Annotated in this window: 20 protein-coding genes; 6 read left to right on the forward strand and 14 right to left on the reverse strand. The window is 68.8% G+C overall.

The window, feature by feature from the left end; translation table 11 throughout:
- Window positions 1-13: 13 nt before the first annotated feature.
- The gene (locus ON27_RS12755) at window positions 14-643 is read right to left on the reverse strand and encodes a TetR/AcrR family transcriptional regulator (protein ID WP_051046487.1); all 630 of its coding nucleotides are present in this window, start codon (window positions 641-643) and stop codon (window positions 14-16) included.
- A 172-nt stretch (window positions 644-815) separates the two neighbouring features.
- Here ON27_RS12755 and ON27_RS12760 point away from each other — a divergent pair, with 172 nt between their 5' ends.
- Window positions 816-2,318 carry a condensation domain-containing protein gene (locus ON27_RS12760; RefSeq protein ID WP_245559922.1) on the forward strand — a complete coding sequence of 501 codons (1,503 nt, stop codon included), beginning with the start codon at window positions 816-818 and terminating at the stop codon, window positions 2,316-2,318.
- Between the two features lie 20 nt (window positions 2,319-2,338).
- Here ON27_RS12760 and ON27_RS12765 read toward each other — a convergent pair whose 3' ends face one another.
- Genes ON27_RS12765 through ON27_RS12780 form a run of 4 tightly spaced genes read right to left on the reverse strand, consistent with a single transcriptional unit; the run spans window position 2,339 to window position 7,744 of the window.
- Window positions 2,339-3,664, reverse strand: coding sequence for a pyridoxal-phosphate dependent enzyme (locus ON27_RS12765; protein ID WP_043725046.1), 1,326 nt, complete (start codon window positions 3,662-3,664; stop codon window positions 2,339-2,341).
- Entirely contained in the window at window positions 3,664-5,136 is a 1,473-nt protein-coding gene (locus ON27_RS12770) for an alanine racemase (protein ID WP_043725047.1), read from the reverse strand. Before ON27_RS12770 ends, ON27_RS12765 begins: the two co-directional genes overlap by 1 nt.
- On the reverse strand, window positions 5,133-6,419 hold the full coding sequence (locus ON27_RS12775) for a heavy-metal-associated domain-containing protein (RefSeq protein ID WP_043725048.1): 1,287 nt from the start codon (window positions 6,417-6,419) through the stop codon (window positions 5,133-5,135). The genes ON27_RS12770 and ON27_RS12775 overlap by 4 nt, the downstream gene beginning before the upstream one ends.
- Window positions 6,416-7,744 carry an aminotransferase class V-fold PLP-dependent enzyme gene (locus tag ON27_RS12780; RefSeq protein WP_245559923.1) on the reverse strand — a complete coding sequence of 443 codons (1,329 nt, stop codon included), beginning with the start codon at window positions 7,742-7,744 and terminating at the stop codon, window positions 6,416-6,418. The genes ON27_RS12775 and ON27_RS12780 overlap by 4 nt, the downstream gene beginning before the upstream one ends.
- A 69-nt stretch (window positions 7,745-7,813) precedes the next feature.
- Here ON27_RS12780 and ON27_RS12785 point away from each other — a divergent pair, with 69 nt between their 5' ends.
- Complete coding sequence (locus ON27_RS12785) at window positions 7,814-8,245, forward strand: pyridoxamine 5'-phosphate oxidase family protein (protein ID WP_043725055.1); 432 nt, start codon at window positions 7,814-7,816, stop codon at window positions 8,243-8,245.
- Here ON27_RS12785 and ON27_RS12790 read toward each other — a convergent pair.
- From ON27_RS12790 to ON27_RS12805, 4 genes are all read right to left on the reverse strand, one after another.
- Window positions 8,242-8,676, reverse strand: coding sequence for a CBS domain-containing protein (locus ON27_RS12790; RefSeq protein WP_043725059.1), 435 nt, complete (start codon window positions 8,674-8,676; stop codon window positions 8,242-8,244). The two genes, ON27_RS12785 and ON27_RS12790, sit on opposite strands and share 4 nt — an antisense overlap.
- Window positions 8,677-8,778: 102 nt before the next feature.
- Window positions 8,779-10,041 carry a PucR family transcriptional regulator gene (locus ON27_RS12795; RefSeq protein ID WP_051046491.1) on the reverse strand — a complete coding sequence of 421 codons (1,263 nt, stop codon included), beginning with the start codon at window positions 10,039-10,041 and terminating at the stop codon, window positions 8,779-8,781.
- Window positions 10,042-10,282: 241 nt separating this feature from the next.
- On the reverse strand, window positions 10,283-10,519 hold the full coding sequence (locus ON27_RS12800; protein ID WP_043725064.1) for a hypothetical protein: 237 nt from the start codon (window positions 10,517-10,519) through the stop codon (window positions 10,283-10,285).
- Between the two features lie 226 nt (window positions 10,520-10,745).
- Window positions 10,746-11,543: an SAM-dependent methyltransferase gene (locus ON27_RS12805; protein ID WP_043725065.1), complete on the reverse strand. Its 798-nt coding sequence runs from the start codon at window positions 11,541-11,543 to the stop codon at window positions 10,746-10,748.
- Between the two features lie 325 nt (window positions 11,544-11,868).
- Here ON27_RS12805 and ON27_RS12810 point away from each other — a divergent pair, with 325 nt between their 5' ends.
- The gene (locus ON27_RS12810; RefSeq protein WP_043725066.1) at window positions 11,869-12,090 is read left to right on the forward strand and encodes a DUF397 domain-containing protein; all 222 of its coding nucleotides are present in this window, start codon (window positions 11,869-11,871) and stop codon (window positions 12,088-12,090) included.
- Window positions 12,091-12,180: 90 nt separating this feature from the next.
- Window positions 12,181-13,068, forward strand: a complete 888-nt coding sequence (locus ON27_RS12815; protein WP_051046489.1) for a Sco1979 family transcriptional regulator — start codon at window positions 12,181-12,183, stop codon at window positions 13,066-13,068.
- Between the two features lie 254 nt (window positions 13,069-13,322).
- Here ON27_RS12815 and ON27_RS12820 read toward each other — a convergent pair whose 3' ends face one another.
- The 4 genes from ON27_RS12820 to ON27_RS12835 all read right to left on the reverse strand — a co-directional run bounded on the left by ON27_RS12820 (window position 13,323) and on the right by ON27_RS12835 (window position 15,466).
- Window positions 13,323-13,550 (reverse strand): hypothetical protein, encoded by a 228-nt coding sequence (locus tag ON27_RS12820; RefSeq protein WP_043725067.1) that lies wholly within the window; start codon window positions 13,548-13,550, stop codon window positions 13,323-13,325.
- Window positions 13,551-13,847: 297 nt separating this feature from the next.
- Window positions 13,848-14,150, reverse strand: coding sequence for a putative quinol monooxygenase (locus tag ON27_RS12825; protein ID WP_043725068.1), 303 nt, complete (start codon window positions 14,148-14,150; stop codon window positions 13,848-13,850).
- Between the two features lie 64 nt (window positions 14,151-14,214).
- Window positions 14,215-14,874: an SDR family oxidoreductase gene (locus ON27_RS12830; protein ID WP_043725069.1), complete on the reverse strand. Its 660-nt coding sequence runs from the start codon at window positions 14,872-14,874 to the stop codon at window positions 14,215-14,217.
- A 34-nt stretch (window positions 14,875-14,908) separates the two neighbouring features.
- Window positions 14,909-15,466 (reverse strand): DUF2599 domain-containing protein, encoded by a 558-nt coding sequence (locus tag ON27_RS12835; RefSeq protein WP_083887535.1) that lies wholly within the window; start codon window positions 15,464-15,466, stop codon window positions 14,909-14,911.
- A gap of 117 nt (window positions 15,467-15,583) precedes the next feature.
- Between ON27_RS12835 and ON27_RS12840 the strand changes: the two genes are divergently transcribed.
- Window positions 15,584-16,690, forward strand: coding sequence for a lipase family protein (locus tag ON27_RS12840; RefSeq protein ID WP_043725073.1), 1,107 nt, complete (start codon window positions 15,584-15,586; stop codon window positions 16,688-16,690).
- A 10-nt stretch (window positions 16,691-16,700) separates the two neighbouring features.
- Here the strand turns inward: ON27_RS12840 and ON27_RS12845 are convergent, their stop codons facing one another.
- Entirely contained in the window at window positions 16,701-16,943 is a 243-nt protein-coding gene (locus ON27_RS12845; protein WP_043725076.1) for a hypothetical protein, read from the reverse strand.
- Window positions 16,944-17,288: 345 nt separating this feature from the next.
- On the opposite strand from ON27_RS12845, the gene ON27_RS12850 reads away from it, so the two are divergent.
- Window positions 17,289-18,464, forward strand: coding sequence for a lipase family protein (locus ON27_RS12850; RefSeq protein ID WP_043725079.1), 1,176 nt, complete (start codon window positions 17,289-17,291; stop codon window positions 18,462-18,464).
- Window positions 18,465-18,567: the final 103 nt, after the last annotated feature.

The following is an 18,567-nucleotide window of genomic DNA, read 5'->3' on the forward strand; positions in this document are numbered from 1 at the left end:
CCGAGCCGCGGGCTCAGGAGCGGTAGAGCGCGCGGTACACGGTGAGCGTCTGGACGCAGTGCTCGACGATCTGCTCGCGGGTGGCGCGCAGCGAGCCGTTCAGCCAGGCCGAGAACATGCCCGCGTTGCCGCTGGCCATCGTCACCGCCGCCAGCCTGCGCTGGACCGGGTCGTCGATATGGCCGAACAGATGGTCCTGCATGATCCGGGTGAAGACCGGCATCACCGCGAAGGTGGTCTGCCCGAGTCCGGTGCTGGAATACGGCTCCACCAGGAACAGCCGCGATTTGCGCGGGTCGGCGAGCACCTTGTCCACGAGGATCTCCGACAGCGCCCGGTCCCGGGACGGGTCGTCGGTGGCGGCGAACGCCGTCATCGGCTCCAGGAACTCGTCGGCGACCTGGCGGTAGAGCACGTCCAGCAACTCGTCGCGGCCCGCGAAGCTCTCGTAGAAATAGCGGTCGGTGAGATTGGCCCTGCGGCACACCGCGCGCATGGTGACCCCGCTCGCGCCCGACTCGCCGATCAGATCGAGCGCCGCCTCCAGCAACGCCGTCCGCCGCGTCTCCCTGCGCTCGGTGAGCGTCGTCCCACCCCAGATCCGCGGGCCCCCGTCGTCGTCTGATTGCTGACCTGTCTGCACCGCCCAACGATAATCCCTGGCGGCGCACCCCGGCGCCGCGCGCACCCGCCCCGTCCCCCGCGGTCTTGCCGAAACGGATCCCGCGCGGTCACGGTGCGGTAACTGTCGGTTTACTCCAGCCCGTTACCTTCCTCGGGACTTTCGGCGGTTCGGCAGTGGAGGGTAACGGCGCGTGAACAACTCCGCTGCGCTGATCTGGTCCCAAGCGTTCGGCGCCGGGCTCGGGCGCACCCCGGGGCGCGGCACTCGACCAGCGGTTCGGCATCTCCCTCCGCCGCGGCGCCCGGTGCCGCTCGCCCGTGGTCCGCGCCCGGCGCACCTCCCGCTCGCCCCGGCGCAGGAACGCATGTGGCATGCCGCACGAGCCGGAAACCCAGGTGACTGGAATGTGGCTCGCGCGGTACGCCTGACCGGGCCCGCGCTGCGGACCGATGCGCTGGTCGCCGCGATCGAGGACGTCGTCGCCCGGCACGAACCGCTGCGCACCCGTTACCCGAAGACCGACTCCGGCCCGGCTCAGGTGATCGTTCCAGCGCCCGAGGCCGGAGTGCGCACCGAGGTCGTCGCGGTGACCGAGGTCGAATTACCGCACCGTATCGCGGAATTCGCCGCCGGTGAATTCGATCTGGCCACCGATCTGCCGCTGCGTGCGCGGCTGTGCGTGCTCGGGCCGGGCGACGTGGTGCTGGTGCTGGTGATCCACCACATCTCGATCGACGGGCGCTCGGTGGCGCCGCTGCTGCGCGATCTCGTCACGGCTTACCTCGCCAGGCAAGCCGGGGCCGCGCCGGACTGGACACCGCTGCCGGTCGACTACGCCGACTACACCCTGTGGAAGCACGCCCAGCTCGGCGACTACTCCGACGAGTGGAGCCGCGCCACGCAGCAGCTGCGCTACTGGGCGAATACTCTCGCCGGTAGGCCCCCGGTGCTCGAATTCTCCTGCACTCGCCCCCGGCCCGCCCGCCGGGCCGCCGCGCCGGGCGCCGGGGCGGTCGTGCCGGTCGCGTTCGACGCCGACAGGCACCGTGCGCTGCTCGATCGGGCGTGCGCGGCGCGGGCCAGCCTGTTCATGGTGTTGCAAGCCGCCTTCGCGGTGGCGGTCGGCGCGTTCTCCGGCAGCGCCGACGTCACGGTGGCCACGGCGGTGGCGGGCCGCGACCACCGGCTGCTGACCGACCTGGTCGGCAACTTCGCCGACGACGTGCTGATGCGGGTGCGCCTCGACCGGGCCGCCGACGCGGACGATCTGCTCGAGCAAGTGCGCCGGGTGGCGCTGGCCGCGTTCGCCCACCCCGATACCCCCGCCCAGCGGTTGAAGCGCTGCCTGTTGCAGGACGCGGCCTGCCCGCTGTTCCAGGCGACGCTCATCCTCCAGCGCGGTCCGGCCGCCGCGCCCGCCACGGGCGGCGACGGCGGGCTGACCCTCACCGAGCTCGACACCGGCGTCGTCCGCGCCAAACACGACCTCGAATTCGGCTTGGTGGATCGGTACGACCGGCTGGGCGCGCCCGCGGGCGTCGACGGCGTGTTCATCTATCCGACCGCGCTGTTCGATCACGGCACGGCGACGGCCTTCGTCGAATTGTTCACCGCTACAGTCGAATTGCTCGCCACCGGGTACCGCGGCCCGGTCGTCCCGCTGCTGAGCGGCTTTTCCGCCGCGCCCCGGTGATCAGCGCCGCGAGCGGGCGGTCAGCCACGCTCCAACGGCAGTCCGGCGTCACGCCAGGCGACGATACCTCCAGCCAGGCTCGCGGCCTCGTATCCGGCCCGGCGGGCGCGAGCGGCGAACCGCAGCGACAGTTCCCCGACGGGGCAGACGAACACGACGGGGCGTGACCGCGGAAACGGAATGCCGTGGGCGAACATGTCGTCGAGCTGGTCGTCGCGGATGTTCAACGCACCGGGCACGTGCCCGATCCGGTAGGCCATGGCCCCGCGGCTGTCCACGATGGTCGGCCGTCCGGTCCGGTCCAGCTCGGCGAGCTGCGCGGGTGACAGACGCGGTACCTCGGCCAGCTCGGCGGCGGTCGGCGCGGGCTCGGGATCGGCGCCGCCGAACAGCTCCGGCCTGCGCTTCTTGATGTAGGACAGATACGGCTCGAGCCGATCGCAGACGATGAACACCGCGACGACCGGGTCGTCCGGATCGGTGCCCGAGAGGTCGAGCGCGCCGAGCGTGTCCAGTGCGGCCGCGTAACCCGCGCCGCTGGTCGGGCCGGCCAGGATGCCGTATCCGGTCGCCAGGCGCAGCGTCGCGTCCACGGCGTCGCGCGCCGACACGGTGACGATCCGGTCGTAGAATTCGGGCTGGAACAGCCCCACATCCCACATCTCGCTCTCCGACCGGATGCCGGGAACGAAGTCCGACCGCTCGGAAACCACTGCGACCGTACGCAATTCGGGATTGTGCTTGCGCAAGTAGGTGGCGGTGCCGCGGGTGGAACCGGTGGTACCGAGCCCGCCGATCAGATAGTCCACCCGCCCGATGCCGTCGGCTGCCAGGTCCTCGTGGATCTCTCGGCCGGTGCCCTCGTGGTGTGCCTCGATGTTCTTTTCGTTCGTGTACTGCGACAGATGGCGATACGCGCCCGGCTGCTGCGCCAGGGTCGCCTCGATCACCGAGTAGACGTCGTTCGGCGTGGTCGGGTCCGGGCATTCGGACAGGCCGGGCAGTTCCACGATCTCGGTACCGAACAGTCGCAGCAGATCACGGACCTCGGCCACTTTGATCCGGTTGGTCACCGCGCGCAGATCGATGCCGTACACAGCGCCCAGGACGCGCAGCGCTTTTGCCGTGTTGCCGCTGGAGGCCTCGATGAGCGTCTGACCGCTCGCGCGGATCTGATCCAAGTCGTCGCGGAGCATCCCCCACGCCACCCGGTCCTTGACCGAGCCGAACGGGTTGTGCGACTCCAGCTTCGCGTAGAGCTCGACGTGCGCCAGCCCGTGCACCGCGGGATCGAGCCGGAGCAGGGGTGTATTGCCGATGAGTTCGGTGATGTGGTCGTATCGCATCAGAAGCCTTCGATGGATCGGACCGGGCTCGGCGCGCGGTCGCGCGGCCATGACGACTCGCCGGGAAAGTCCGGCTCGTAGTCGGCGTCGCGGACCACCCGGAACCCGTCGGATGCCTGTGTGACAGCGAGTTTCGGGAGCACCGGGTGCATCGAGGCCGTCGCCGCGGACAAGTCCATGTGGTAGGCGGCGGTATTCGGGAACACCACCGGATCACCCGGTTCGGGCCGAGCGGGCAGCCAGACCTTGTGATTGGTGATCAGATCCCGCTCCAAGCACAGCCGTCCGGCGAAATAGACACCGACCGGGCCGGCGCCCGCGCGCGGCGGCAGGATCGGGTCGACCATGACCTCCTGGTCGGCCGGCGTCACCGCATCACGGCTGAGATCGACGTGCACCAGCACGCTGCCGTCGGAGATCTCCTTGACGAACTCGACCGTGGCCAGCGTGACGCCCGCGTGATCGACCAGCGCCTTGCCCGGCTCCAGCCACATCTCCAGCAGGTTGTCGCCCACCACCTGCGCCACCGTGCGCCCGCCGTGCCGTTCCAGCGGCGCGCCCAGCAGATCCGTGAGCATGCGATCGGCGGAGACGGTATTGGCGTACTTGTGGAACACCGGTGTGCCGTGCACCGCGCCGCCCGCGACGTGATAGCCGAAAGTGTTGCTGCCCCAGCTCATCGGCTCGCCACGGCCGAGCAGCGACTCGCGCAGCGCGAGCACGTAGGCGTCGAACCGTTCGGCATCGGCGGTGAACACCTGCCGGAATCCGCCGCCGATGTCGAGGACCGACGGGGCGAGCCCACGATCATAGGCCCGTTCGATCAAGCGCAGGCAGGCGTCGATCGCCCGGACGCGCTCGCCGAGATCGCCCGAATCGAGGTGGAAAGCGAAGCCGCGAAAGTCGATGCGCCCCCGCTGCGCCGACAACAGGTCGAAGGCCTGCTCGACGTACGCGAGCGGAACACCGAACCGGCTGACCTGTCCCGGATCGAAACCGGAAACGCGCAGCAGCACGGGAATCTCCGCGTGCTCGTCGGCGAGTTCCGCGATGCGGCCCAATTCCCACAGGTTGTCCACGTTGATCGTCACCCGGCGCGCGACCAGGTCGCGGAGGAAAGCCTCGCCCTTCGGGCCGGTGACCTCGATGCGCGCTCGATCGAATCCGGCGCTCGAGGCACTGGACAGCTCGTGCGGTGAGGCGACATCGATGGCGACGCCCGCGCGTTCGGCGGTGCGAACGAACGCGCGCGACTGATTCACCTTGTGCGCGTAGCAGATCCGGTGCCCGGGCAGGCTGCGCCGCAGCGGCGAGCGCAGGCGCGCCAGATTCTCGGCGTAGACCTGCGGGAACACCAGGTGCACCGGGGAACCGAAGGTCGCCAGCGTCTCGGCCACTGCGCCCGGGGTGTCGAGAAAGGCGCGGACGATCGGATGCAGCTTCGCAGGCAATACCGGCGGCCACGGCGTCATACGGCGGCTTCCGACGGCTCGGTGGCCGATGTCCGCCCGGGCCTGTCGGGGCGCTGCGCGACCGGGTTGTAGCCGCCGTCGCGGATCGCCTCGAACGCCCGTGCCCGATTGCGCGGGCTGCGGAACTCCGCCACCACCCGCTTGCTGTCCAGGTCGATCTCGACCACGCGGATGTCCATCGATTCCAGCACCCCGCCGATCGTGCGCACGCAGTGCTTGCACGTCATATCCGGCACGTAGAACACCTGGTCCTCGGCGGTGGCGGCGCGGTCGGCGACGGCCTCGTCGAGGTCGGCGCTCACCTCGGCCACCTCGCAGTGACCGGCGATCTCGGCGAACGTCTCGACGAACCGGTCGACAAGCGGCGGCAGGATGCTGTAGTGCCCGCCGTCGAACTGATGCGGTGTGGCTGCCAGGCAAGCGGGGTGAACCCCGGCGGGCAGCAGCGCGTACTGCCGTGAGATCAGGTCCAGGTCGTCGTGGTACTTGGCGATGGCCTCCGCGACCGTGAGACCCTCGCCGGTGGTGGCGCGCTCCATCACGGCGTGCGCGTCGGCGATGGTGGCGTCCTTCATCGCGCGCAGGGTCGCCACCGTCTCCGCCGAGTAGCGCACGGTGCCGTCGGATTGCGGGACGAGAGTCGCCGGAATCATGCCGCGCCGATAGGTGGAGGCCTGCAACTCCCAGAACCATCGCGTGGCGACGGCGGCAAAAATCCCGGAAGCACTTATGCCTCTGGCGAATTCGACGGCATCGCGATACGGAGTCTGCGCGGCCAGCAGGGCGTGCTGGGCCAGCACGCGCCCCGCCGCCTCGATCCCGACCCGGAAGATGTCGCGCGGGTCGTGATCGGTGGTCGTTCCGGTCAGCACCGCGTGGTCGCTCGGCCCGAGCGCCGCGATCCGCTCGGCGAAAGCGGAATCTTCGTCCAGGCGGCGCCACAGTGCCAGCACCGTCTCGCGCGCGGCGATCGGCACCGAGGGGCCGAGGCCGTCGGCGCGGAAGTGGCCGGTGTTCGGGATGCCCGCGCTGTCGGTCCATGCGATCCGGTGCGTCGCGCTGGTCACTTGGTCCGCGCGACACGGCCGCATGAACCGCTCCAGGTACAGCCGCTGGGAATAGGTGAGATGGCTACTGGACTCCGGACGCAAAGCGGCGCAGATGAATTGGAATCGACGCTGCGAAGGAACGCGCGCCGGTGTGGTGAACAACCCCGGCTGCGCCAAGTCGGCCAGCACCCTGGACGCGGCCCGCCGGTCGTAGCGGGGGATGTCGATACTCACGTGACCTCCTCGGCAATGCTCCGCACGCACGCGACGAATCGGTCGATCTCGCCGGGCGTGTTGTAGATGTGCGTGCTGACCCGCACCGAGCCCGCGCCGCCGGTCGCGGCGGGGACGCAGTGCGCGCCGGTGCGCACCAGGAACCCCAGCTCGCTCAACACGAAACCCGCGTCGGCGGCCGAGATCCCGTCCAGGGTGAAGGAGACGATGCCGTAGCCCACCTCGCAGGCGGCGTGCGCCGGGCCGGGCAGGAATTCCAGGCGGGGCACCGAGCGCAGGCCGTCGATCAGGCGCAGGGTCAGGGCGCGGTTGTGCGCGGCGACGGCATCGAGGCCGAACGATTCCAGCACCTCCAGCGCACTGCCGAGGGCGAGAATGCCGGGAATGTTCGGCGTACCGCCTTCCAGCAGCGCGGGCATCGGACCCGGCCGCAGCCCCTCGGGGTCCGGGCTGATCGCGGAATTGCCGCCGGGCAGGAACGGCGACAAGCGATCGTGCACGCGCCGGTGGCAGTACAGGATTCCCGTGCCCGGCGCGCCGAACATCTTGTGCGCGGCGAAGATCGCGAAGTCCGCGCCGAGCGCGGTCACGTCGACCGGGAGGTGCCCGCCGCTCTGCGAGCAGTCGAAGCACAGCAGGACGGCCGGGTCGATCCGGCCGCGCAACTCCTCCAGGGTGGTGACCGCGCCGAAGACGTGGTGCAGATGCCCGGTGGTGATCAGCCGGGTGCGGTCGGTGACCTTGGCCAGGATGTCGTCGGTGTCCGCCTCGCCTGCGCCGGTCACCCGGTAGGGGATCAGCTCGATCCGGCGGCCGAACCGGGCGAGCAGCCCGCGCAGGTGCTGCCACGGGTACACGTTCGACGCGTGATCGGTCGCGTTGTAGAGGATTTGGTCGCCGTCGGCGAGCGCGGTCAGGCCCCAGGACAGCGCGACGGCGTTGAGCGCGGCCGTGGCGCCGCCGGTGAAGACGACCTCGTCCGGGTGCTCGGCGCCGATGAACGCGGCGGTCCGTTCCCGGATCCCGCCGATCCTGGCGGTGAGCCCGGTGGCCCAGGGATAGGTGCCGCGACCCACGTTGGCTGTACCGTAGCTGTGGTAGCGCTGGATGGTCTCGATCACCGGCAGCGGCTTCTGCGTGGTGGCGGCGCTGTCCAGGTAGACCTCGGCGGCGCCGGACAGCGCCGGGAACAGCGACCGCACCGAGGCAGGCGCGAACGGAGTCTCGGGTAACCGGGGGGTCGTCTCGGTTCGCGTCAGCGGCGATCTCGGGGCGGGGGACCGCAACGTGACGCTCCCTTCACCGGTAACCAGGACGTGACCCACGATACGCATTTTCGGTGCGGACGTCTAAGTTTCTGGTGCGCAACGGCTTTCGCGACTAACCTGGGCGGCATGCCTCTGACACCCGAACAGCGTCAAGAGTTTCTCGCGCAACCGCATGTCGCGGCGTTCTCGGTGGCCGCGGGTGCCGGTCGTGCGCCGCTCACCGTCCCGATCTGGTACCAGTACAGCCCCGGCGGTGAGGCATGGATCCTGACCGGCCCCGAGTCGCGGAAGATGCGCTACCTCCGGGAGACCGGCCGTTTCGGGCTGATGGTGCAGCAGGTGGAGCCCACGGTCCGGTACGTGAGCGTGGAGGGCCCGGTCACCCGGACCGTCCCGATGACCGACGAGATGCACCGTGAGATGGCCGCGCGTTATCTGCCCGCCGAATCGGTGGATGCCTATCTGAAGGTGGCCGAGGCATACGGTGAGCAGGTCGCGGTCTTCCTGCGGCCGGAGCGCTGGCTCTCGGCCGATCTGGGCGATCCGAGCACGCTCTAGTATCTGCCCTGCAGGTACTCGACCAGGTGTTCGCGCTCGGTCGCCAGTTCGGAGATCGCGCTCTTCACCACGTCGCCGATGCTGACGATGCCGACCAGCCTGCCCTCGTGCACCACCGGCAGGTGCCGGATGCGGTGGTCGGTCATGGTGCGGCGCAGGCCGTCCACCCGGTCGTCGAGTGCGCAGGTGCGCACCTCGGAGGTCATGATCGCCGAGACCGGCGTGTCCAGCAGGTCCGCACCGCGGGCGTGCAGACTGCGGACCACGTCGCGCTCGGAGACGATGCCTGCGATCGTGTCCCCGTCGGGTGAGACGACGACCGCGCCGATGTTCCGCTCGGCCAGGGTGGCGAGCAGTGTGCGCACGGTCGTGTCGGGTGCGACGGTGGCCACGTCGCTGCCCTTCCTGCGCAGGATCTCCGAAATTCGCATATTTCACCATCCAGACGTCGCGGCACTACCAGGATCGCAAGTTCGCGCCGCGGTGACCAGCACGAATCCGTTACAGGCCACGATCCGGTCACGGCGCGGGCGTCACAGGCGCCGTGCGACGCTGTGGTCGAGGTCCCGGGCCAGCAGGGCGATCGCCGCCTGCGAGATGCCCGCCGAGGTCGCCAGGTCGATCGAGGTCAGCTGGGCGATGCGGCGCAGGCGGTAGTCGACCGTGTTCGGGTGCACGTAGAGCTGGCGCGCGGTGAGCTGCCGGTTCATGTCGTTGCCGAGGTAGGCGCGCATGGTGTCGAACAGTTCGGGATGGTCGTCGAGCGGGTCGAGGATGGTCGCGATCCGCCGCGTGGCCGGTCCGCTGCGGGTGAGCTGGTATTCCACCGCGAGATCGGACATCTGGTAGAGACCGGGCGGTCTGGCGCCCACCCGCACGAGATTGAGCAGCTCGTGTGCCTGATCGGCCGATTCCGGGATCTGCTCGGTGTCGGTCGGCACGACGGTCGCGGTGAGCGGGACCTCGGCGGCCTCGGCCAGCAGACCGAGCGTCGTATCGGTGAGGACGGTGCCGCCCTCCTCGCCCAAGGGGATGAGCAGCGTGCCGCCTTTGGCGCTGAGCAGGGCCAGCGCGCGGGAGGCGAAGACGGTGGCCAGCTCGGACTGCAGCCGCCGCAGCTTGCGGCGCGCGGCGACGTTTCCGTCCACGCGTGCGTCGCGCTCGTCGGGATGTTCCGGAACCGACAGGGCGACAACCTGATAGGACTGCGCGATCGGAATGCCCGTCTGCCGCGCCAGAGCCGAGCTGCCGCGACCGCTGAGCAGGGCCGAGGCGAGCGTCTGCGTGGCTGTCTGATGTTCCTTGGCCACCAGGTGCTGTTCGTCGACGTAGGCGTCGGACACCGCCGCGGTGATCGCCTCGAGCAACTCGAGCAGCAGATCGGCGGCGACCAGCACCTCGTCGACGTCGTCGGCCTCGGCACGTGCGGTGACCAGACCGAAGGCGATGCGCAGTCCTTCGTGGTAGGCGCGCAGGATGGTGCTCAGCGGCACGCCCTCGCGGGCCCAGCGGGCGGCCGCCGCGCGCACCGGACCGAGCTGTCGCTCGTCGGGCACGGTCCGCCGGTCGAACATCTCGGCGGCGAGGTTCAGGCAGCTGCGGGTGAGTCTCGTGACATCCCCGCGCAATTGCTCGCCGGGCAGCGTACGGCAGGGAGCCATGAAGTTCTCGAAGTACCCGACCATGCGCGAGGCCACGCTGTCGGTGTTCTGCAAGGACACCGACGCCGGCTGTCCGCCGATTTCCAGCACCGAGTCGGACGAGTCGGCGGACAGATCCAACGCGGAGTAGGTCATTGCGAGTTCGCTCCAAGTGCCACGCCAGGCGTGCGAGAAATCGCGCCCGAGTCGATCGATCACTATACGAAAGGGGCGTGCGTACCGGGAGGGATCTGTGAGATCGATCAGGAGCTCGCCACAGCGCATGCCGGACGACCGCGACGTGACGCCCGGCGGGCGGTGGCGAGGGTCGGGCGCGCCGCTGGAGCGTGGGCAGCGCTGCGGCGAAATCCGCTGTGTGTCAAATGATGATGGAGGGTTACTCGTCGTCCAGTCCGGCCGACAGGTAGGCGGCGGCGGCCAGCCACTGCCTGCACTGCGGGCCGTGCACCTCGTGTGCGTAGAGAATGTCGCGTGCCTGCCGGTAGGTGAGGCCGCGGGGCTCCACCGCGCAGTCGGACATGGAGAACTCCGGCGCCGGGCGCTGGCGTAGGGGTTCGACGCCGGCGCCATCGATCACGGCGACCCGGCGGGGAGTTCGAAATGGCTCGATCATTCGACTACCCCTCGCGTCCGAACGTGTGGCGGGGAGGCCGGGCGGTGCTGGTGCGCGGAGCTCGAACTCCCTGCGTACCTCCCCGATTTCGAGTTCGAGTTTATGCCTGCGTCGCTTACAGATGCAAGTACATCTGCACGATCGGTGGAAGAAAAAGCAGTGGCGGTCGCCGGTATGGGAACCGGCGACCGCCACTGTGCCGCTTGCGGTTTGACGTCCAGGGGGCTTACGGCTTGCGAGCGACCGCGCCGTAGGCGGAAATCGGCCGGGTCTCGCCGACCTCGGTCTCACCCGCGCGCCACTGCGTGATGGACACGAAGCCCGGCTCCACCAGCTCCAAACCGTCGAAGACGGCTTTGATCTGAGCCTGTGGCCGCGGGACATAGGGAGTGCCGCCGGTGCCGGTGTAGTTCTCGCACAGGGTGACGTAGGCCTTGCTGTCGTCGGTGCCGTCCCACATCACCAGGTGGCTGCCCGACGGCACGGAGTCCAGGACGGTGTGCACGATGCGCAGCAGATCCTCGTAGGTCTTCGCGTGGCCGAGCACCCCCATGAACATCACGGCGATGGGCTCGTTGAAGTTCAGCACGTGCTTGGCGTCGTTGATGATCCGCTCGGGATCGTGGTAGTCGGCGTCGATGTAGGTGGTCACGCCTTCGGGTGTGGTGCTGGTGAGCAGCGCCCGCGCGTGCGTGAGCACCAGCGGGTCGTTGTCCACGTAGACGATCCGGCATTCGGGCGCCACGCTCTGGGCGACCTCGTGGGTGTTCTGCATGGTGGGCAGGCCGGTGCCGATATCGAGGAACTGGCGGATGCCCACCTCGCCCGCGAGGTAGCGCACGGCGCGGATGAGGAACTGGCGCGACTGCACCGCCATGGTGGTGATGTCCGGATCGACTTCGATCCCGGCATCGCCTGCGATGCGGTCGATCTCGTAGTAGTCCTTACCGCCCATCCAGTAGTTCCAGATCCGCGCGGAGTGGGGGATGTCGGTCCGGATGAGGGGGCTGTGGTCTTCGGGCATGGGGTTGGACTCCTCGCAAAAACGTGTCCGCGGCACGTCCGGGCGGGTGGGCGCGTGGGGGTGTCGCGAATGACTGGTACATCCGATGTGCACTGTGACAGTACAAGATTCGTACTCGCCCAGCGGGCCGGATCGGTGACCTGATCTCGGCGTTTCGGGGTCGACGCGGAGGCATTTCACAATCCCGACCGAATGGTCCGAATCTGCGGGCGCGCAGGGGCGAACTTCGTGCTATCGTCCGGTGTTGGTGCAAATGCAAGAACGTTTGAACGTGCATTTGCACGAACCCGAATCGCCTAACTGCGGTAACCGAGGAGTGGGGAAGATGTCGGATACGTCCACCAACGAGATCGTCGGAACTTGGCGCAAGAGTTCCTTCAGCAATCCGAGCGGCAACTGCGTCGAGGTGGCCGAAACGGCCAACGGCCAGGTGGCGGTGCGTAACTCGCGGGATCCGGAGGGTGGTGTGATCTTCTACACCCGTCCGGAGATCGACGCGTTCGTCCGCGGCGCGAAAGCCGGAGAGTTCGACTATTTGACTAGCTGAGCGGTAACATAAGCGGTCGGTGCGGTGTGTCTTGCGACATATGGATGTGACACACTGTGGGCAACCCCCGGAGTATCGGAGACGAACTCGATGATCGCTGAACCCGATGACGATGGTCATGTGCAATCCGTTGTCGCGGAGCGTGGTCCGACCGTGCTACGCATCGCATTGGGCGGCCAGCTGCGCAAGCTCCGGGAGAAGAAGAACATCACCCGCGAGGCAGCGGGCGATGCGATCCGCGGATCGCACGCCAAGATCAGTCGTCTCGAGTTGGGGCGCACCGGCTTCAAAGAACGTGACATCCGCGACCTGCTGACCCTGTACGGCGTCCACGATCCCGAGGAGCGCGAGTCGTTCCTCGAACTGGCCAGGCAGGCCAACGAGCCCGGCTGGTGGCATCGCTACAGCGATTTGCTGCCGCAGTGGTTCGGCACCTATCTCGGTCTCGAGCAGGCCGCGAGCAAGATCCGTACCTATGAGTCGCATCTTGTTCCCGGCCTGTTGCAAACCCCCGAATACGCCAGGGCGGTGGTGGCGCAAGGGTACGAGGACGCCGACACGGATCGGCGGGTCGCGGTACGTCAGCGCAGGCAGGAAATCCTCTTCCGCTCGGACCCGCCGGTGGTCTGGGCGGTGCTCGACGAAGCCGCGTTGGTGCGGCCGGTCGGCGGCACGCAGGTGCATCGGGAACAGATGCTGCACCTGATCCGGCTGGCGAAGCTGCCGAACGTGACGATCCAGGTGCTGCCGTTCACCGCGGGCGAGCACGCCGCGGCCGGTAGCTCCTTCAGCATCCTGCGTTTCGCCGAGTCGGAATTGCCGGACATCGTGTATCTCGAACAGTTGACCAGCGCGTTGTATCTCGAGCGGCGGCAGGACCTGGCGCTGTATCTGTCGGTGATGGACCGGCTCAGCGTTCAGGCCGAGCGTCCGGAGAAGTCGATCGAGATCATGGAGAAGTACGCCGACGGGCGCTGAGATCGCGCGGCGGCTGCGCGCACCCGTAAGACCCGGTAAGCCGAGCGGCCACCTCCGGAATCGGGGGTGGCCGCTCGTTTGCTTTGTACTAATTGCCGACGCTGGCCGTCGGCGGAATTGTGCTTCTGGATCAGCGCTCGACGTCGGCGCAGTGTGGTGGATACGCGCCGGCCTCGAGTCACGACGCAGCTGAAATGCTTGTGGCACCGAAAATTTGATCCACGCCGGGCTCGGACGGCGGGGGTCTGGTCTCGCTACTGCTTGATAAAGCTGGAGGCGATTCGCCAGAATGTCGCGGGCTGCAAAGCCTGAAGATCCCAATCGTCGGCCATCGCGTGCGCGGTGGTGACGATTCGCTCGATATCGAAATCGTGCCGAGTTGCCGCCCCGGTGGATTCGACGGCATCGATAACGTATGCCATGGCGGTTTCTCGGGAGAACGCGGTATTGCTGTGGCCGCTGCGGGCCGTCGATGTGCTCATATGTCTACCGTTCGCTGGCTGGTCGGCCAGTGCGGTGTCGGTTGATCCGAACCGACCGCCGGTAAGTGGTTGTTCCATTCGAACGCCCCTGTTTCGACTGGCGGCGGCAAACCCGCGGCGGCTTCGGCCTTCGGCTCGCCCACTCGGCCTCCCCTGGTGGTCCCCTGTAAAGCGTTGCGGCACCGAGTTTATGCCGCCGTACCTTTCAGATGCAAGCACATCTGCACGATCGATTGCACGTGCGTGCAGGCAATTCGGGTCCGGAAGTTTGCGGACCCGGTGCCCGACGAGCGGAATTCAGTCACGACCGAAGAGGACGTCCGTGCAGTAGTCGATCTGTGTACCCGGCTCGACGAATTGGTCCGCCGCGGCCCGCCAGGCGAGGAAATGTTCGGTGAAACGATGCGCCTCGGCCGCCTCGTCGTCGGTGTAGAGCTGGTAGAGAAAGAATCGGTGCGGGTCCACCCGATCTGCGCAGATGTCGAAGCGCAGACAGCCGGGCTCGGTCCGTACCGACGCGTCGGCGCTGCGGGATATGGCCGCGAGGAACTCCGCTCGGGAGCCGGGGCGGATCTTCATCGAGACGATACGACTGAACACGGTTGTTCTCCCATCGTGACCGTTGGCGTCAATCGGCAAGGGCGGCAGCGAGGCTCACGACGGCTCAGTCGGCCAATCGCGCTATTGCCTGGCTAATCGGAGTTCCGCCCGACACCAGGTCGAGCGTCGTTCCCGCGGTGGGCGCGGCGGGCAGCAGTCCGGACAAAACGGCCGCCACGTCGGCGCGGGAAATCTCGCCGCGCTCGAGCGGAGGCCGGGCGAGCGTCACCAGCCCGGTGCCGGGGGAGTCGGTCAGGCGGCCGGGTCGCAGGATGGTCCAGTCGAGATCTCTGCCGCGCAGATCGTTCTCGGCCTCGGTCTTGGCCTCGACGTACGCCGCCCACACCTCGTCGGAGCCGGGCGCGGGTGGGCGGCCCGCGCCCATCGTGGAGATCTGCAGGAACCGGCGCGCCCCCGTGCGCTCGGCCGTCTCGGCCAGCCGGACCGAGCCGCCCAGATCGACGGTGTACTTGCGCTCGACGCCGCTGCCTTGTCCGGCGCCCGCGGCGAAAATCGCCGCGTCGCAGCCCTTCACGACCGAGACCAACTCGTCCGTGCCGACCTGCTCCAAGTCGCAGACGACCGGTTCGGCGCCGGCGCCGCGCACGTCGTCCGCGTGTTCGGGATTGCGGATCAGGGCGGCGACCTGGTGGCCGTTCGCGGTGAGCAAGGGGGCCAGCAGCAATGCGATCTTCCCATGTCCGCCTGCGATGACGACGCGCATGAATCGCTCCTTCCGGTCTGGGCGGCGCCCGCGCTCAGCGCTCGGGGCCGCCGGGATTACAGCGCGCTTCGACGGTGGCCGGGTAGCCGACCGCAGGGCGCCACGGTTCCAAGTTCCAACTCGGTTTGTCCGGCTGGACCAGCCGCGCCCACGCCCAGTGGCAGATGAACTGGTCACGCATGCCGGGCGCGTCGGCGTCCATCGACCGGGCCACGACCTCCTGCCACGCCCGTTCCTCGGAGCCTGGGAAAGTGGTCTGCCGTCCGGCCTGCGTGGGGAAGACCAGCAGCCGCGGTCCATCGACGGTCTCGGTCCAGGTGACGTGATCGACCAGCGGCCGGCCCGCATAGGGGTCGACCGACGGTGCGGCGGCCGGCGATGACTGGGCCGGTGCGCTCGAGGTGGGCGTCGTGCGGGTGGCCGTGCTCGCCGCGGGCGCGGATTCCTCGGCGCCGCACGCCACCGCCAGTGGTAGCAGGCCCGCCGAGAGCAGCACTGCGGCGCGGTGGCCGGTGACGAGGCGATGCGCGTACCGCTGCGCCACGGTCGAACCTCCTGCGTTCTCCTCGGCACCGCTTTCCGGCGTGTTCATCCGAGCCTAGCGAGCGTGCGCGGCTCCGGCGAGATGCGTCGGGCGGGCCACCGATTGTGGTGGCTTGCCGCCGAGCCTCCGGCTGGGGATAGTCGGTCGGTGCGGTGTGGACGGATCATGGTGGGGGCGGCGGGCGTCGTGGTCTCGGTGACGGTCGCCTTGGCCGGGCCGGCGGGCGCGCGGGCGGAGGCGCCCGGCACGGTGACCGATCTGGTGGAGCTGGCCGGGCGGCTGCACGTGCAGGGCGCGACGAGGGCCGAGCGGCTGACGTATTGGTCGCGCGGCCCGCGCGGCCCGATGCTGAGCACCGGAGTGCTCTACCTCCCCGAAGGCGATCCGCCGCAGGACGGCTGGCCCATAGTCGCCTACGCGCACGGCACCTCCGGGATCGCCGACGAGTGCGCCTTCACCCTGCAACCCCGCGACTACTACCTGACGTCGGTGTACCCGGAACTGCTGCGCGCGGGATACGCGGTCGTGATCTCCGACTACGTCGGACTCGGCACCCCAGGCGTGCATCCCTATCTGGACGGTCCCGCGCAGGCCCGCAGCATCATCGACGGCGTCCGCGCGGCACGCGCGGTCGCCCCCTCGCTCGGCACCCGCTGGGCGGTGTTCGGTCAGTCGCAGGGCGGGCACGCGGCGCTGTTCACCGCCCACCTCGCACCCGCCGACGCTCCGGAACTGGATCTGCGCGGCGCGGCCGCGACCGGCACGCCGTCGAATCTCGATCAGGTGTTCCCGCTGGCCGGACCGTGGTTGCCCCGGCTGCCGCTGCAGAAGACGACGACCTACTTCGGCATGCTGCTGGCCGGATTGCGGGCCAGCGCACCGGAGCTGGATATCGACGGATACCTGACCCCGGTGGGCCGGGACGTGCTGCGCATCGTGGAAGGCGACTGCGTCATCGAGGCGGACGCGCAGGTGTCCGGCATCGGCATCGGCGCCATGCTGTCGCGGCCCCTGGACGATCCCGCGCTGCTGGCGGCCGTGCGCGCGATGCTGCGGGTGCCGACGAGCGACTACGCCGTGCCGCTGTACCTCGGTCAGGGGCTGACCGATCTCGAGGTGCCCGCGCCGCTGACGCTCGAGCTGATCGCGGAGCTGCGGTCCTCCGGGACCGATCTGCGGGTGGGCTTCTATCCCGGCGATCATCTGGGCGCGGCGCGGGAAGCGTTCCCCGACGCGCTCGCGTTCCTGCGCGATGCTCTCGATCGGCCCTGACCCCGCGTACTCAGCGCCAGAGCGATCGGCACGGTAGCCTGCGCAGGCCAGGACGAATCTGGCCGTCGACGGTGACGGTGAGCCCGGCATGAGCGGCCGCCGAGGTGAACTCCCACGCCTCGGTCCGGGTCGCCGCGTACTCCAGCACGAGCGCGTCGCCGGGAGTCGGGCCGTCGAAGTAGACGGTGATCCGCTGGGTGGGCGGGTCCTGGGTGTCGTCGCGGTCAGCGAGTCTGCGAGCAGTGCCGTCCATGCCACCGCCTCCTTCCGGCCGGCGCGGCAGCCGCGCCGGTAGGACTGACGGTAGAGGGCCGCCACTGCTGAGAACATGTTCCAGGTTATCGGCTGGAAATGTCACAGAACGGACCCGGGCCGGTCGGGTACAGTCACCACCCGGGGCGCGCCGCGATCACAAGCCGGGCTCCCCAAACTTGTGATTTAGCAACATGATCGCGTCGGGCGATGCACCGCTCGGGTGATGTTGCCGAGGATGATCTAGAGCGTTGGACGATGCAGGAGGCACACGTCGATGAGTCAGGGCCCACGTTCGCTGGGTAGGGGAGTGGGGCGACGACGTCTCGCACGTGCGATCGGAGCGATGGCCGCCGGCCTGGCGCTGGTCGCGAGCATGGCCGGTGCGGCCACCAGCGCACCGTTGTACCCCGAGCCCGATCCGGATCCCTTCTACGCGACACCGGCGGACATCGCCGATCGCAAGCCCGGCGACGTGATCGCCACCCGAGTGATGCCCGCGCTGGCGATCTTCCCGGAGACCACGGTGACCGTGGTCCGATTCCGGTCGACGAGCTCGGAGGGCAAGCCGATCGCCGCGACCACCACGGTGCTGACGCCCAAGTCGCATCGCCCAGACGGGCCGCTGCTGTCGTTCCAGCACATCATCAACGGGCTCGGCGCGGAGTGCTCGGTCTCCCGGGTGCTCTACACCGGCGACCCGAACCTGATCGTGCGGGAGGCGCCGGGCTGGAACGTCTTGCTCGCGCGCGGCTGGAGCGTCGCGCTGCCCGACCACCTCGGGCCGAATTTCGCCTACGGCGCCGCGAAGCTCGGCGGGCAGATCACGCTCGACGGAGTACGCGCCGTGAAGCAGATCGCCGAACTCGGGGTGCAGCGCAGCCCGGTGGCGATGGTCGGATACTCCGGCGGTGGGATGGCCACCGCGTGGGCGGCGGCATTGCAGCCGAAGTACGCGCCGGAGCTCGACATCGCCGGCGCGGCCATGGGTGGCGTGCCGATGAATCTCGTGAAGATGCTCGAGGGTCTGGGATTGAACCCGCACCCGGTCTTCGGGCTCGCGTTCGCCGCCGGATTCGGGCTCGAGCGCGAATATCCGACGCGATTCCCGCTCAGCGAACAGTTGAACGAGAGGGGCCTGGCCGCCCGCGCGCAGATCGCCAACAGTTGCACCAACGACATCCTCTCGACCGGAGCGGGTCGCGGCGCACTGGACTTCGCCAAGACGACCTCGATGATCAACGACGACACCGCACGCGCCGTGGTCGAGGAGAACAGCCTCGAACTCTACGACGGCGTGCCGAAGACGCCGGTGTTCGAATGGCATTCGCCGATCGACGGGCTCATTCCGATCGACGCGGTGGTCAACACCGACAAGCGGTGGTGTGCGGCGGGCGCCAAGGTGCAGTCCGAGGAGATCCCGGTTCCGGACCATCTGACCGCGGCGGTACTCGGCATTCCCGCGGCACTGAACTGGCTGGACGCCCGCTTCCGGGGGGAGCCCGCGCCGAGCAATTGCTGAGCAGCCATACGCGGACGGCCGAGCCGGGACCCGTTCTCCGGATACGGGTCTCGGCCGGTTGTTGCGATATGGATACGCGACAACACAACTCGGATACTTTCCT

This window comes from Nocardia asiatica NBRC 100129, from assembly GCF_000308415.1.
Classification (GTDB): Bacteria; Actinomycetota; Actinomycetes; order Mycobacteriales; family Mycobacteriaceae; genus Nocardia; species Nocardia asiatica.